This window comes from Sphaerotilus montanus (genome assembly GCF_013410775.1).
Lineage (GTDB): Bacteria > Pseudomonadota > Gammaproteobacteria > Burkholderiales > Burkholderiaceae_C > Sphaerotilus > Sphaerotilus montanus.
Window position 1 is genome coordinate 3,643,350 of sequence record NZ_JACCFH010000001.1, and the last position, 13,876, is coordinate 3,657,225.

A 13,876-nucleotide genomic window follows, 5' to 3' on the forward strand; every position below is an offset into this window, starting at 1 on the left:
ACTCCGGGAACCTCGGGTGGATGACCACCCGTCCCCAAACGCCACTCAAGCGTGGCAGACCTCCCGGCTCGACAAGCTTCGATCCGGCGACGGCTGCGGCATTCGGGCGTGTGGTCCGGCAGGCGCGGCTGGAGGCCGGCATCTCTCAGGAGTCGCTTGCCTACATGGCCGGTGTGGAGCGGTCGTACTTCGGCCGAGTGGAGCGGGGGCAGAACCAGCCGACGCTGTACGTGATCCTCAAGGTGGCGGCGGCGCTGGGGTATGAGGCTGGGGCGCTGGTCACGCTGGTGGAGCAGGCGATGGTCGAGGATGCGACTTCGGCGGAATAAGATACCCCGTAACAGCTTTCGGCCCAGAGTGGACGTAGATCCGGCATGCTGCAACGGGGTCATATGCTGCTCATCATCCCTGGTCCGATATGAAAGCGTGACCAATCGCAATACGGTATAGGGTATATAAGCGATCTTCCAGGATCCCGCCATGACCCTGGCCGCTGTGGACCGGCTTGTCCACCACTCCACCATCTTCGAGATGAACGTGGAGAGCTACCGTCGGCGCGCCGCCATTGAACGCAAGCAAGTCGGTGCAGGACGGCCCGCCAGCTATGCGACACCGAAGAATGTCGGCGGGTCTCAATCCAGTGAGCACCCGCCTGTCGCATAGAGCCACCCCGCGACAATCAACTGTCGGGCATGATGGTCGCGCCGCGACACTGTTCTCATCCAGATTGTCGCGCGCCTCTCAGCCAGATTGACGCGCTACACAAGCGTGATGTGCCCAATCGGCTTGGACGCCGGTCGTGCATTGATTTCGATGTCTTAGCCCAGGCGATTCAGGCGTCGTCTTCTGAAAATGACACTCGGCACACGCAGCGGTGACAATCCGCCCTTGTTTCCCCTGAAGTCCACTTTTTCACGGAGTGTTGCCGATGCTCGTGCATCCCCAGTTTGACCCCGTTGCGATCAACCTGGGTTTCATCCAGATCCATTGGTACGGCCTGACCTACCTGGCCGCGTTCGGCATGTTCTCCTGGCTGGCAACGCGCCGGATCCAGCAGGCGCCGTACGCAGCCGGCGGCTGGACGCCGCGCGAGGTCGATGATCTCCTGTTTTACGGCGTCATGGGCGTAATCCTGGGCGGGCGTCTGGGCTACGTGCTGTTCTACAAGCCGTCGTATTACTTGGCCAACCCGGGCGAGATCCTGGCGGTGTGGAAGGGTGGCATGGCCTTTCACGGCGGGTTACTCGGCGTGATCGTGGCGATGGCCGTGTTCGCGTGGGTGCACCAGAAGCGCTTCTTTGAGGTGACGGACCTGGTGGCGCCGTGCGTGCCGACCGGGCTGGCCTGCGGGCGGGTGGGCAACTTCATCAACGGCGAACTCTGGGGCCGCGCGGCGGACGCCAGCCTGCCGTGGGCGATGGTGTTCCCGCAGTCAGGCAGCGAGGTCGCACGCCACCCGTCGCAGGTCTACCAGTTTTTGCTGGAGGGGATGCTGCTGTTCGCGATCCTGTGGCTCTACGGCCGCACCCGCTCGGCGCACTACCGGGCGGATGGCTCGATCCTCTGGGGCCGCGTGTCGGGGCTGTTCCTGATCGGGTATGGGACGTTCCGCTTCATCGCCGAGTATTTCCGCGAGCCGGACAGCTTCCTGGGGCTGCTGACGATGAACCTGAGTATGGGGCAGTGGCTGTGCGTGCCGATGGTGGTGGCGGGCATCGTCATCTGGGCTTCAGCGGGGAGACGGGCGTGAGCGGTCCGATGCGGGTACTGGGTATCGAGTCGTCGTGCGACGAAACGGGGATCGCGCTGGTCGAGTTGCCCGAGAGCATGGAAGGCACCGCACCGCCGCCGCGGCTGGCGCAGGCGCTGCACAGCCAAATCGACATGCACCAAGCCTACGGTGGCGTGGTGCCCGAACTGGCGTCACGGGACCACATCCGCCGCGTCGTGCCGCTGCTGCGCGAGACGCTGGCGGGCGCGGGGCTGGGGCGAGACGCGATCGAGATCGTGACCTGCACGCACGGACCAGGGGTGACGGTGTGCAGTTGTGGGCGTTAAGCGTCGTGTGCGGTCGACACGATATCGACATCAACGACCTGGCTCAGGCCGTTAGACATCTATCAGTCGATCGCATGGATGCAGCCTTGGTCACGCTAATCACGGCTCTGCATGCTTTTGGGAACTACTGCTTCGGATAGACCAGATCGGCGCGACGGTTCTCAGCCCAAGCTGCCTCGTCGTGACCCATGGCTTTCGGGCGCTCCTTGCCCCAGCTAATGGCCTCCATCTGGCTATCCTTGACGCCATGTATCTTCAAGGTCTGCAGCACCGACTGCGCACGCTTTTGTCCCAGCGCGAGGTTGTATTCAGAACTGCCTCGTTCATCCGCATTGCCTTCGATCTTGATCGACAAGGCTGGCTTGGAAGACAGGTACTTGCCATGGCGCTCAATCAAGCCTGTGTACTCGCTCTTGACGGTGAAGACATTGAAATCGAAATAAACGCTGCGCTCCGTCGAAATCAAGCTCTTGGGGTCAAGGTGCGGCAGTATTGTCACCGGCACGACCGTCAATGACGCAACCGGCGTCTGTGCGCTTGCTGGAGTCGCCGTTGCAGCAATGGCAGTCGGTTCTGGTTTGGCAAGGGATTGGGCAACAGGTGCGCTACTGCACCCCACGAGCGCAGCATTCGCAACAAGGATCAATGCCGCGATTTTGGTGATTTGCATCTGATTGTCTCTGACATGCGATTGAAGATCAATGCCCGGGCGAGCACCCTCGATAGGGCAAGCCGTGGGGATCGTATGTTACGAGAACATTCATCTGCCTATGTGAGTCTCACGTCGCGCTGCTGCAGAAAACGGAAAAACGTACGATGGAAGCATGATACGGTTGCCCTTGAATGAATGACAAGCGAGGGCAAGCCCGCGCCGTTTGGAGCAACGCTGGTAGGTCTGCCGCCTGATGATCAGGCTAGGCACTCCGACTTTTAGGGGCAACCTCACTTCTTGCTTACTTGCGGGCCAAGCGTATCGGGCGGATCTTGGTGCCCTTGACGGCGGCCATGCTCGCCATCTGGCGCCGAGCCGTCTTGCTCGCCATCCGGGTCGAGGCCTTCGCGGACTTGCCGCCGACCTTGCGCGACAGCTTGCGATCTGCCTTGTTCAAGGACGCCATCTCACGTCGTGACGCACCCGCTTCCTTGATCGGTTGCCAGATCACGAGGGACTGCGCCTTCTTGAAGCGCGTGCCGTCGTCGATGCGGTTCCACTGGGCGAGTTGCGACGCCGACACGCGGTAGCGCTTGGCCAGCGCGAGCACCGTGTCACCCTTGCGGGCCTTGATCGCCACCTTGCGCAGCGGCGGCACGTCGGGCGCCAAGGCCATATACGCATTGTTGGCCACATGCTCGGGCACGTCCTGCACGCGGTGTTCGCTGCTGCGCTGGATAAGCAGTGTAGAGCCGGCCTTGATGAGCATCTTGCGCGGGATGCGGTTCATCTCGCGCAGTGTCGCCTCGCTCATGCCCGTCAGGCGCGCGGCTTCCGCGGGGCGGATCGTCCGGGGCGCTGTCCAGGCGGTCCAACTCGCCAGTGGCTCGCGGTACTCGGCAAGCCGGCGGATGAAGCCGTCCGCGTTGTCGTACGGCAGCAGCACCTGTGGCGTGCCGGCGGCCAAGATGACCGGCTTGTTCATCTGCGGATTGAGCGCCTTGAACTCTTCCATGCTCATGCCCGCCAGCCGCGCCGCCACGGACACGTCCATGTCACGGCGGATCGGCACGCTGACAAAATACGGGTGGTTTTCGAGGGGAAGAAGTTCAAGGCCGAAATCCTGCGGCGCCGTCACGATGTTCTTGACCGCCTGGAACTTAGGCACGTAATGCCGTGTCTCAGCGGGCATGTTCAGGCTCTCATAGTCGGTCGGCAGACCGGCGCGCTCGTTGCGGGCGATGGCTCGCTTGACGTTGCCCTCGCCCCAGTTGTAAGCGGCCAGCGAGAGCTGCCAATCGCCGTTGAACATCTTGTTCAGCCGGCCGAGGTAGTCCAGCGCCGCGCGGGTCGACGCCAACACGTCGCGACGGTCGTCGCGGAACATGTTCTGCTTGAGGTCGTAGTCCTTGCCGGTCAGGGGCATGAACTGCCACATGCCGGAGGCGCGAGCGGAGGACATCGCCTGCGGATTGAAGGCGCTCTCGATGAACGGCAGCAGCGCCAGTTCGGTCGGCATCTTGCGGCGCTCCAGTTCCTCCACCACATGGAAGAGGTAGCGCGAACCGCGCTCGGTCATGCGCTTGACGTAGTCGGGGCGGCTGGTGTACCAGTGCTCATGGTCACGCACCAGTTCGTTGTCTAGCGTCGGCATACCGAAGCCGGCGCGCACGCGGCCCCAAAGATCCTGACGGGCATTGGGATCGTTGAGCACCATTGACTGGTCCGGACTCAGCGGGTCGACCGGTGCGCCAATCGCCTCGCGCAGATCCTCGCCACTGGACAGTGGCGCTTTCACGGTGATCACCTGCTCGATGCCCGGCACCGGCGAGAGTGGGCCTTCGGAGCGTGCGGCCAGCGGCTGTTCGCGCGCGCCCACCGTGGCCACCATCGGCGGCGGCTTCGCGTCGTCGTTGCTGTCGGGCACCGAGGCACACCCCGTCAGGGCCAGCATCAGCGCCGACAGGGCAAAGGTGGAGGTCGAGCTGCGAGTGGAGCGGGCTGCACGGGCGCTGAGGGCCTTGAGGCGGGCGTAGCGGGTCATCGAAAATTGTCTTTCCACTGTCGTATCGTTGCCAGCACCGACACCGGATCCCGGCCGCCGGCGCCACGGGCCACCGCGGAGGCGATCACCTCGGGTTGGTCGCAACGCAAGTAAGGATTGATCATCCGCTCCCGCCCGAGGGTCGAGGGCAGGGTGGGGAGACCGCGGTCACGCAAGGACTGGCACTCGGCCTCGTGCGCCGCCAGGGCGAGGCTGTGCGGCTCGACTGCGCGCGCGAAACGCAGATTGGCCAAGGTGTATTCGTGGGCGCAGCAGACCAGCGTCGTCGCAGGCAGCGCCGCCAGCCGGCTCAGCGAGGCGTACATCTGGGCGGGTGTTCCTTCGAAGAGACGACCACAGCCGCCAGAGAACAGCGTATCGCCACAGAACAGGACCGATTTCGTGAAAAACGGAGGTGGCCCAGCGTGTGGCCGGGTACGTTGATGACCAGGATTTCCAGATCCAGCACGCCGATCCAGTCCCCAGATCTTTGCACCGGCTGAACGCGAGTGGGCTCGCAACCTTGCCAGACCGCCGACATGATCGGGATGCTTGTGGACCACTAGAATGCCGACGAGTCATACAGCGGACTGGTCCAGCGTGCCAAATGACCGGTGCTGAATTACCGGATCGACCACCACCGCTTCGCAGCCGTTGTGGATCATCCAGATGTAGTTGTCTTCGAAGGCAGGCAGGGCAAGTAAATTCATGGCGCAAGGTCCAGTGATTATAGAGATGGCCCCCTTGCTGAAGGCACCGGCCGGACGATATCTGCTGGCGTGGGAGCAGCGCCCGCTTGACCGCGTGGTAGCGGACATCTTCGGCTACCACGCGCTGTAGGTCGGCTGCGAGAGCATGAGGAGTTGTGGGGGCTCAAGCAGCAGCCCGCAGCACGTCGACCGGATTGTCGTTGGCCATGCCGGGATACCAGCGCTCGAAGAGCGGGCGCAGCGTCCCGTCGAGCGCGCGGGGTGCGCATCTGCTGCTACAAACGCGCACCCCGCTTGGTCCACTGCATCTGCTGGCGTTTGGCGAAACGCTTGCAGATCACGACGTTGACGGTCGATTCCGCGATGCTTGACGAAATCGGCTCCCTGGACCGGTATCGCTCGCCATAGTTGGGGCAGTGGCCACATGGCCGCTAACCGTGCCATTCCATATGGAGCCGAACTGGCAAGTTCCCCCCCCACGTCCAGCAGATGCACCCGCCCTGCCCTCGGCCATTCCCATCCGGGGATGACCGAGACGGCATGGTCGTGAGCGACCAGCCATGCCCACTTGAAGGAGCTGGATAGCTCCGAGACGATGGTGTCCAGCAATGTGAATTGGTGGACAGCAATGGAACACAAGGACAAGACGAGGCGGGTACACGACGCCGAGTTCAAGGCGAAGGTGCTGGGTGAATGCCGACAGCCTGGCGCGTCGATTGCGGCCGTGGCGCTCAGGCATGGGCTGAACGCGAACGTGGTGCGTCAGTGGCTGGCGGGTCGGGGAGTCAAGCGGGCAGGCCTGCTGGGACCTGGGTGCGAGGTGCCGACGGCGGCGTCAGCACCCATGGTCATGGGCAACCCGGCGCCGGTGGTCGATGCCCAGTTCGTAGCGCTGGCCTTGCCAGCACCGGACAGGCCGCGGCCGAGCGCCGAAGGCCCTGGCATGGCGAACCCGAGCACGCCGGACATTCACATCGAGTGGCGCAGCGGTGCAGCCCGGCTGACGGTGAGCTGGCCGGCAGCGCAGGCCCAGGCGTGTGCGGCGTGGTTGCGCGAACTGGCCGCCGGGGTGACGAAGTGATTCGCATCGACGCACTGTGGGCCTGCACGGCGCCGGTGGACATGCGCGCCGGGGCGGACCGGCTGCTGGCGTGTGTGGTGCAGACGCTGGGGGCGGCGCAGGCCCACCACGGCTACCTGTTCGCGAATGCGCGGGCCACGCGCGTCAAGCTGATCGTCCATGACGGCTGGGGGGTGTGGTGCGCGGCCCGGCGACTCAACGCGGGGCACTTCGTGTGGCCGCGGGGGTTGGAGTCGAGCACCCCGCTGGCCCTGACGCAGGAGCAGTTCGATGCGCTGATCGTGGGGCTGCCGTGGCAGCGGCTGCACGAGCGGCGGGTGATCACGCGGGTGTGAGCGGATGCCGGAGGCGCAATTGCTGAAGTTGCCGATGGCGGGGCTGGCCTCGTGCGGGCAGCATGGGCGCATGCATGACGTGGACGCGCTCCAGAGCCAGGACCTGAGGGGCCTGACGCCACAGGCCCTGGAGGCCCTGGCGCAGCACCTGCTGGTGCGCGTGCAGCAGCAGTCGCGCGAGATCGTGTGGCGGGACGCGAAGATCGAGAAGATCACGTTCGAGCTGGCGCGGCTCAAGCGCTGGAAGTTCGGCGCGCGCACCGAGGCGATGGATGCGCAGCAGCGACAGCTCTTCCTGGAGACGCTGGTCGAGGACGAGGCGGACCTGCAGGCGCAGCTCGCCGAGTTGCAGGCCCGGCAGTCGCCACCGCCAGTGAGCCCCGAGAAGGCACCCCAGCCCCCGCGCCGGCAGGCGCTGCCCGAGCACCTGCGCCGCGTGGAGCATCACCACGAGCCGGCCGACACCCACTGCCCGGCGGTGGACTGCGGCGAGCCGATGACCCGGGTGGGCGAGGACGTCAGCGAGCGGCTGGACATCGTGCCGGCGGAGTTCTTCGTGCATCGGCACATCCGAGGCAAGTGGGTCTGCCGGTGCTGCCAGCGCCAGGGCGTCGATCGCCTGGTGCAGGAGCCGGCCGAGCCGCAGGTCATCGAGCGGGGCATCCCGGCGAGCGGACTGGTGGCGTACACGCTCATCAGCCGGTTCGCCGACCACGTGCCGTACTACCGGCAGGAGGCGATCAATGCCCGCTCGGGCGTGCACACCCCGCGCTCGACGCTGGCCGCGTGGGCCGGTCAGGCGGGCGCGGCGCTGCACCCGCTGTACGAGGCGCTCAAGCGTTTCGTGCTGGGCAGCGCGGTCGTGCAGGCCGACGAGACGACGGTGGACATGCTGGACCCGGGGGCGGGCAAGACCAGGAAAGCGTACGTCTGGGCCTATGCACGCGGGGAATTCGATCCCCAGCCCGGCGTGGTCTACGACTTCTGCCTGGGGCGGGGCAGCAAGTACCCGCTGGCCTTCCTGGGCGGGCTGCCCACCGAGAACCGGGACCCGCCCTGGAGCGGCACGCTCGTGTGCGATCGCTATGGCGGCTATGACTCGGTGCTCGACCCCAAGGTCTTCCCGCGGCGCGTCTCGGCAGCCTGTGCCGCGCACGCCCGACGCAAGTTCGACGAACTCGCCAAGTCCGGCAAGAGCACCCTGGCCACTCAGGCGATCGTACGCTTCGCGGCGATCTACCACGCCGAGAAGTCGTTCGCCGGCATGGACGGCCCGACGCGAACGCAGGCCCGTCAACGCATCACCGCGCCGCTGTGGCAGGAGTTGCACACCTGGCTCAAGCTCGAACGCGGTCGTGTCGCCGATGGCGGCGCCACGGCCAACGCCATCGACTACAGCCTCAACCACTGGCCAGCGCTGACGCACCACCTGCTCGACGGGGCCGTGCCCGTGGACAACAACTATCTGGAGCGCCAGATCAAGCCCTGGGCCATGGGCAGGAAGGCCTGGTTGTTCTGTGGCAGCGAACTCGCCGGCCAGCGTGCGGCCGTGGTCATGAGCCTGGTGCAGTCGGCCAAGCTCAACGGGCTCGAACCCTGGGCCTACCTGCGCGATGTCCTTGGACGGCTGCCCACCCACCTCAACAGCCGCATTGACGACTTGCTGCCTCATCGCTGGCAGTCTCTGCATATCCCGGACTGATCAGGCTCGCCTGACGGGGGACCGCTGGTCGCTCACGCATGGTCTGGTGTATCGGAGACACAGTCCGCGGCGGGCCACAGCGAGGATGAGACATTGCCGGGTATGACGGCCTATGTGTCAAACCAGAATCGCTGGCCCCCACCTGCACGCCATCAGCGCCCGATCTCCGGATGTCGACCATCGTAGGCACAGCGTGCCACAGAGCGTCCGCAGACCGAGCAGTCGGTTCTGCGCAAGCGCAGACGGGTGAACCAACTGAACAGGCCGCGTGGTCTGGCGGAATCGATCGACGCGAGTGAACGATCGTCCCGCAACACAGATGAAGACTGGCTGGCGGAAGGTTGGGAGGTTCTGGCCGGAGGCTTCATGGGGACTCCTGTTCCTCGGATTGGGATGGCGCGGATACAGTCTGCTTCGGCTCCTGGTTGGTACCGCGCGGGGCAGATGGCTGCTCGGAGTGTGATTTCTTCATTTTGTAGCACACCAAAGCGCGCGGAGCGTGCCGTCTTGAACCTCCCTGAGAAGAAAACAGAAGCGGGAGAGCGCCGAAAGGCCAGCGTGATACTGGTGCAGTTGCAGACCTGCCTGCCCAGTGACACGCAGGCCGGAACCCCCGCGGGGTCAGTGGCAACCTCGGTGCGGCAAGGTGAGTTGGATTTCGAGGCCCTGGGCAGCCCACGGAACGTCAGCCACCTGATGAAGGCCCTTGACGGGGTCAACGCGCGTTGAGGGCGCGGCACCCTGAAAATCGCGAGCGCGCAGGCCCGGCGGTCACCCCGTGGCCCGGCAAGCAGGAGCGCCGGACCCTGGCTTACACGACGTGCTGGTACGAGATGCCGGTTGTGCGGACATAGTCGCTCATACTGAATTCGGTGATCTCCTGGCTTCTGATGACCGATCTCCTTGTCAGTCCCACAGATCCCTGATCCAGCCCCTGATGGCCTCACGCTGGCTCGGCGTGTCCCCGTTGTAGAACGCCACATCGATCCGATTCGGATGGGTCACCTTGGACACGAAGTCCTGCGCTGCGCAACGCAGTGCTGGCCATGGATCCTGGAGTCCTGCCTGATCGACTGGATAGACGAGCGGGATCAACTGCTCACCTTCCAGCACCACAAGAACTGCGTGTTCGGACTGATGAGACAGTCCGAATGCTGCAGCACGCCGTTGCAGCGAATGTCCGTCGCGATCGATGAACAGTTCATTCGCGATCACGCCATCACCATCGTTGAGCAGTTCGACGGGAACAGTCCAGCCATCGTCGTCACTCGCAGTCAGCAGGCTGACCTCGAAGCGATCCAAGCCTTCCATCGCTTTCACCACCGACTTCAGGAAGTCCGGCATGCCAAGTTCTTGCAGCGGTGCGGATTCCGCCAGCATGACGCTTCGCACTCGCTTCGATGACCCGGGGTCGCCGACCGCCACTTCAGTGACAGGAGGCGCAGCAGGCCCCGAGGAAACTATCGGGGGCGGCTTGGTCAGATTCCGACGCCCCACCAGTTTCTTGCGATCAAGATCAGGGAAGTGTCGCTTTCGCCAGACCGGAACCTGGGTTTCGCTCAGCGTGGTGGACGCATCCTGTTCGACCAGACCAGGCTCGGTTGCTTTGCCGGTCTTCGTGACCACTTTCGGCTTGGCTTCAGCGCCTGTCCCTGGCATCACCGACGATCGCCGTTTGCGCTCATTGAAGGTCCGGTACCGAACGGAGTTGAACGGGAACTCGTATGTGCAGACGTCGAGGTGATAGACAAGAAACGTCTGGTTGGCCTGGCCGCCAAGCGAAAGCCATTTTCCTGTCACGGTCAGGTCTGTCAGGCCCTCGAACGGGAACACGGCTTGCGGGTAGATGTCCTGCCCTGCTGTGGAAGCCTTCAGACAGGAGGTCACGATCCTCAGCGCCGCCAACCATGCGGTGTGGCTACCAGCAATCCGCGCAACATCGCTTGCACTGGCCCGAGGAAGGCCCTCAGCCAGATCAAGGCTCATCCACTTGGTCGCTGGATTGAAGATGACATTGCTGAACAGGTTCACTTTCAGCAAAGGCGAATCAAAAAGTCGAGACAGAAGCGCACTGGATGAGCCGAAGTAGAAACGAATCAGTTCCATGCAGGGCACGACGAGTGATCGGCCGTCAGGTAGTTGCACGCGCAAACAATACGAATGGGTGTTCTCGCCATGCCAGGGGTGCTCGCCGAGCGGCAACAGGAACAAGCCCTTGTCCAGGCTCACGCCGGCCTTGATCAGGTCGGTGGTTTCGCGGCTGATCTGGAGCTTTTCGAAGACAGCGGACTCGTAGTCCGGCGAAGCCACAGGCTTCTGGTCTGACCAGATATCACCGATGCGCAGCAGCATCAGGGTGCCGACCGAAACCCATCGCTTGGTCTGGCGGCGGGCCAGCGTGGCGTCCGGTTTCAGCAACACGGATGGGTCGGTCAGCGCATCTGGTGCAACGACCAGCGACAGGTACACGAGCACCGATGGCTGACGCGCCCGCATCGCCCGATCGGGGAACATGACCAGCCCGAACCAATCGATCCGCCAAAGCCCAGGGCCTGTCGGAAAATTACGGATCTGAGGCGGCGGAGGCTCAAAGCTCCCCGCTGGTGCCTGAGGCTGTTCCATCTTTGTCTCCCCCACGCCCTCTTCTGTGGAGGGCAGTGTTCGATCGTTTTCTCACTAACTTCGAGAAAGTTAGTCTTTTTCTCGATGGCTTCGAGATTTTCTTATCTACTCCGAGTCACTCACAGCCTGCTTCAATCGCCCCCAGAGGGGTCGAAGTTGGCGACGAATAGCAGAGGACTTCATGATGTCCGAAGCTCTGTAACCGTAGCGAAGAAAATTTCGTCTACCCAGATGGGAATAGCGCGCATAAATTTTCTTCAAATATAAATCCTGTTCTTTGGCCCCAAGTCGAATGCGCGCCTTGTTTCGGCTACGCATTGTTTGCTTTGCAAGGCTTACGCCTCGCTTCATGCGGTTGGAAAACTTGGCAAACGCAGCCGATCTAATGATTACGCGCTGCCCGTCAAAAAGAAAACCGAGATACTGCAATGGCTTCTCACATGTAATAGTTCCAGTCGATATACGGAATTCGCATCGATCAGTTTTTGCGGGATTGATTTCAATCTTTAGTCGATTTGTTTGCGTATCTGCAAAATGTTCAACATCGGCCGCCATTCCCGGAGGCATGATGAATAACATATCGTCGCAATAACGCATATAACGGCCGCCGTTCTCTATGGCAAACGAGTTAGCAGTTGAGTCAAACTCCAACATGTAGAGATTTGAAAGCATTGCACTAATGGCTGTACCTTGGGGAATCCCGAAAACATCTGGATTCTTTTTGATAAGTCGCCCTCCACGAACCAATGACCTAAATTCGTCTGGAGTACACAGCCTCCGACGATGTGCTCGGGGATTATTAATGGAGATGCCAAGTGCTTCGAAGACCGCATTTTGCTCAACGGTTGAGTAGCGAGTCAGCGCGCGAAATACTGCAAAGTGATCGATTGGAAGCCTTCTCACCCCGAGCAGATTTTCCCAGCGCTCTTTCAGAATGGTATGATCAATTCTGTCGAAGAATTTCGTAACATCCAATGCGACAGCGACACAATTGCCCCTTGAACGAATTTCTTCGAAGGCATCTTTCGCGAATTCGATGTTACTCTTTCCGAGTGAACGAAATGCCAACGCAACATCGGAGAGCCCGCGCTTCTTGATTTCGGCCTCGTAGCGTTCTGTCAGTAAACTACAATAGTAACTGAATATTTGAGAGTCGCTATGCGCCGCATATGAAATATGCCTATCTTTTAAATTATTTTTTAGTTGACCAGTAGATTTATCGTACTTAATCTTCGATGTTTCAACGGTAAAGCGTATTAGTGGCCAGAAAGAATGTGTTGCTACAGCCGTTGAGTTAGTCACTAAGGATTTGGCTTTGGTCAGACTTAGCGGCTCGTCGAAATGGAGATATCGACGCTGCCTAAACCATTTTGGAGGAGCGACGGCCACACAAAACCCTCAGGTTGGTAGCAAAACCGGGGGGAGATAAGACCGTGGCAATCTCCATGCACTCCCCCCGGCTTAACTGATGACTACTCATCACCATCGGATAACGCACAGGGCGCCACCTAGCCACGCGTGTTAGCAATGTCGTACAGTATCCTGGAGGTGTCCATGAAGTTGAACATCCAAGTAGAGCTGTCAAGTTTGACCGGCGAGGCCGGGTGGCTTGACATCCTGTGACATACCCTCAACTCCAATTTGTTGAGGCAACTTCAGAATAACATGATTACCTCAAAACTCTAGATGCACATCACCCCTGATACAGGGAGTAGTTCACAAGATCTACAACCTGAACTGTTTAAGGGATCTCAAACAGTGCGGCAAACCGTCGGGCGCTGCAGCAGCACAGACCGACCGACGGCATCGGCATCGCCTGACGTGCTAAGCATGAACAGACGGTCAGGATCCGATTCAAGCAGCGCAACAGGATGTTCAAACGCATGCGGATGCGGGTCGAGCAGGTCTTTGTGGTGCTGAGCCTGCAGGGCGGCAAGTGCATGCGTGCGATGACGCTGGAGCGCAACGAGCTGGCCACACGCTGTAGTGCGCGGCTACAACCCGCGGCAATGAGCGCTGTGCGCCCGAGCGGGACGAGCACGATGCGGCGCAGAATGACGAAGATGTGTGCGCTGTGATCGACGTGTAACTGGGTTTTGTCCCCGTGGTCAACTACAGCGTGTTGCTTCCTTGGCCGGCGATCATGCGCCGTCGCGCTTCGCAGTTCGTCGAGGTGCTCACGTCCTGTCATTTGGGTCGAATAGTGACTATCATGTACGCAAGAATCGGTACTGGGGATTTAATGCGCTACTTGTTGGACACCGGCCGCATGGCATACAAATTCGGCATATTGCGAGGTGCGCTCTATTTAGTGGTAAGCACCGTGCCGCTTGCCCTCGCAAATTTCTTCGCCAAGGTTTTCAGCATTCTTCCGGGGCAGTCTAAACCGTCGGTGGTTATCCAGTGGGCCGAGATCGGCTTCTACACCTTGGCAATGCTCCTTTGTGCGTACGGCTGCTACCGGCTCTACCGGGATTACGCACACCACGATTACTTCCTCGAAGCCGACCGCTACCAGCGAGAAGGCTGGTAAGCGCGGCACGCTCCCCATCCGCCCAAGTAGCGCTGGTCGTCAAAGATGACTTGGCCGGACGGATACGTCTGCGTCAGACGCAAGGGTTTGTCCAGAGCGTGTTGGCCCTGACAGGGCTGGTGGGTTCGGATGACCTGTG

At 61.7% G+C, this 13,876-nt stretch carries 13 protein-coding genes and 5 pseudogenes; 12 read left to right on the forward strand and 6 right to left on the reverse strand.

Annotated elements, in window-relative coordinates:
- Positions 1-20: 20 nt before the first annotated feature.
- The 4 genes and pseudogenes from BDD16_RS16570 to BDD16_RS16585 form a co-directional block, all read left to right on the forward strand.
- Entirely contained in the window at positions 21-329 is a 309-nt protein-coding gene (locus BDD16_RS16570; RefSeq protein ID WP_179634968.1) for a helix-turn-helix domain-containing protein, read from the forward strand.
- 133 nt (positions 330-462) lie between these two features.
- A pseudogene (locus BDD16_RS16575) lies at positions 463-663 on the forward strand (ATP-binding protein); the annotation flags it as partial.
- A gap of 265 nt (positions 664-928) precedes the next feature.
- Positions 929-1,750 carry a prolipoprotein diacylglyceryl transferase gene (gene lgt / locus BDD16_RS16580; protein WP_179634969.1) on the forward strand — a complete coding sequence of 274 codons (822 nt, stop codon included), beginning with the start codon at positions 929-931 and terminating at the stop codon, positions 1,748-1,750.
- Positions 1,751-1,758: 8 nt separating this feature from the next.
- Positions 1,759-2,034 (forward strand): annotated as a pseudogene (locus BDD16_RS16585) (tRNA (adenosine(37)-N6)-threonylcarbamoyltransferase complex transferase subunit TsaD); the annotation flags it as partial.
- 148 nt (positions 2,035-2,182) lie between these two features.
- On the opposite strand, the gene pal reads toward BDD16_RS16585, so the two are convergent.
- From pal to gloB, 3 genes and pseudogenes are all read right to left on the reverse strand, one after another.
- Positions 2,183-2,728 (reverse strand): peptidoglycan-associated lipoprotein Pal, encoded by a 546-nt coding sequence (gene pal / locus BDD16_RS16590; protein ID WP_179634970.1) that lies wholly within the window; start codon positions 2,726-2,728, stop codon positions 2,183-2,185.
- 283 nt (positions 2,729-3,011) lie between these two features.
- Positions 3,012-4,754, reverse strand: coding sequence for a transglycosylase SLT domain-containing protein (locus tag BDD16_RS16595; protein ID WP_246332580.1), 1,743 nt, complete (start codon positions 4,752-4,754; stop codon positions 3,012-3,014).
- Positions 4,751-5,464: pseudogene (gene gloB, locus BDD16_RS16600) on the reverse strand (hydroxyacylglutathione hydrolase). The gene BDD16_RS16595 and the pseudogene gloB overlap by 4 nt, the downstream one beginning before the upstream one ends.
- A 25-nt stretch (positions 5,465-5,489) precedes the next feature.
- On the opposite strand from gloB, the pseudogene BDD16_RS16605 reads away from it, so the two are divergent.
- Positions 5,490-5,591 (forward strand): annotated as a pseudogene (locus tag BDD16_RS16605) (SAM-dependent methyltransferase); the annotation flags it as partial.
- Positions 5,592-5,627: 36 nt separating this feature from the next.
- Here the strand turns inward: BDD16_RS16605 and BDD16_RS16610 are convergent.
- Positions 5,628-5,874 (reverse strand): annotated as a pseudogene (locus tag BDD16_RS16610) (ISKra4 family transposase); the annotation flags it as partial.
- Positions 5,875-6,092: 218 nt separating this feature from the next.
- Here BDD16_RS16610 and BDD16_RS16615 point away from each other — a divergent pair.
- From BDD16_RS16615 to BDD16_RS23410, 5 genes are all read left to right on the forward strand, one after another.
- The gene (locus tag BDD16_RS16615) at positions 6,093-6,545 is read left to right on the forward strand and encodes a transposase (protein ID WP_246332523.1); all 453 of its coding nucleotides are present in this window, start codon (positions 6,093-6,095) and stop codon (positions 6,543-6,545) included.
- The gene (gene tnpB, locus BDD16_RS16620) at positions 6,542-6,880 is read left to right on the forward strand and encodes an IS66 family insertion sequence element accessory protein TnpB (protein WP_034011921.1); all 339 of its coding nucleotides are present in this window, start codon (positions 6,542-6,544) and stop codon (positions 6,878-6,880) included. The genes BDD16_RS16615 and tnpB overlap by 4 nt, the downstream gene beginning before the upstream one ends.
- A gap of 70 nt (positions 6,881-6,950) precedes the next feature.
- Positions 6,951-8,582, forward strand: a complete 1,632-nt coding sequence (gene tnpC, locus BDD16_RS16625; RefSeq protein WP_179636110.1) for an IS66 family transposase — start codon at positions 6,951-6,953, stop codon at positions 8,580-8,582.
- Between the two features lie 507 nt (positions 8,583-9,089).
- Positions 9,090-9,311: a hypothetical protein gene (locus BDD16_RS16630; RefSeq protein ID WP_179634971.1), complete on the forward strand. Its 222-nt coding sequence runs from the start codon at positions 9,090-9,092 to the stop codon at positions 9,309-9,311.
- Positions 9,308-9,436, forward strand: coding sequence for a DUF4113 domain-containing protein (locus BDD16_RS23410; RefSeq protein WP_179634972.1), 129 nt, complete (start codon positions 9,308-9,310; stop codon positions 9,434-9,436). The genes BDD16_RS16630 and BDD16_RS23410 overlap by 4 nt, the downstream gene beginning before the upstream one ends.
- 52 nt (positions 9,437-9,488) lie before the next feature.
- Here BDD16_RS23410 and BDD16_RS16640 read toward each other — a convergent pair whose 3' ends face one another.
- Complete coding sequence (locus BDD16_RS16640) at positions 9,489-11,204, reverse strand: hypothetical protein (protein WP_179634973.1); 1,716 nt, start codon at positions 11,202-11,204, stop codon at positions 9,489-9,491.
- A gap of 105 nt (positions 11,205-11,309) precedes the next feature.
- Positions 11,310-12,593 carry an antiviral reverse transcriptase Drt2 gene (drt2, locus tag BDD16_RS23340; RefSeq protein ID WP_179634974.1) on the reverse strand — a complete coding sequence of 428 codons (1,284 nt, stop codon included), beginning with the start codon at positions 12,591-12,593 and terminating at the stop codon, positions 11,310-11,312.
- 482 nt (positions 12,594-13,075) lie between these two features.
- On the opposite strand from drt2, the gene BDD16_RS16650 reads away from it, so the two are divergent.
- Together BDD16_RS16650 and BDD16_RS16655 are read left to right on the forward strand one after the other, a co-directional pair.
- On the forward strand, positions 13,076-13,282 hold the full coding sequence (locus BDD16_RS16650) for a hypothetical protein (protein ID WP_179634975.1): 207 nt from the start codon (positions 13,076-13,078) through the stop codon (positions 13,280-13,282).
- Between the two features lie 26 nt (positions 13,283-13,308).
- The gene (locus BDD16_RS16655; protein ID WP_179634976.1) at positions 13,309-13,737 is read left to right on the forward strand and encodes a hypothetical protein; all 429 of its coding nucleotides are present in this window, start codon (positions 13,309-13,311) and stop codon (positions 13,735-13,737) included.
- Positions 13,738-13,876 lie beyond the last annotated feature (139 nt).

Coding starts and splice junctions, on each gene's coding strand:
- BDD16_RS16615 (WP_246332523.1), top strand. CDS start 6,093: ATGGAACACAAGGACAAGACGAGGCGGGTACACGACGCCGAGTTCAAG.
- BDD16_RS16570 (WP_179634968.1), top strand. CDS start 21: ATGACCACCCGTCCCCAAACGCCACTCAAGCGTGGCAGACCTCCCGGC.
- BDD16_RS16595 (WP_246332580.1), bottom strand. CDS start 4,754: ATGACCCGCTACGCCCGCCTCAAGGCCCTCAGCGCCCGTGCAGCCCGC.
- BDD16_RS16640 (WP_179634973.1), bottom strand. CDS start 11,204: ATGGAACAGCCTCAGGCACCAGCGGGGAGCTTTGAGCCTCCGCCGCCT.
- BDD16_RS16650 (WP_179634975.1), top strand. CDS start 13,076: ATGTTCAAACGCATGCGGATGCGGGTCGAGCAGGTCTTTGTGGTGCTG.
- tnpC (WP_179636110.1), top strand. CDS start 6,951: ATGCATGACGTGGACGCGCTCCAGAGCCAGGACCTGAGGGGCCTGACG.
- lgt (WP_179634969.1), top strand. CDS start 929: ATGCTCGTGCATCCCCAGTTTGACCCCGTTGCGATCAACCTGGGTTTC.
- pal (WP_179634970.1), bottom strand. CDS start 2,728: ATGCAAATCACCAAAATCGCGGCATTGATCCTTGTTGCGAATGCTGCG.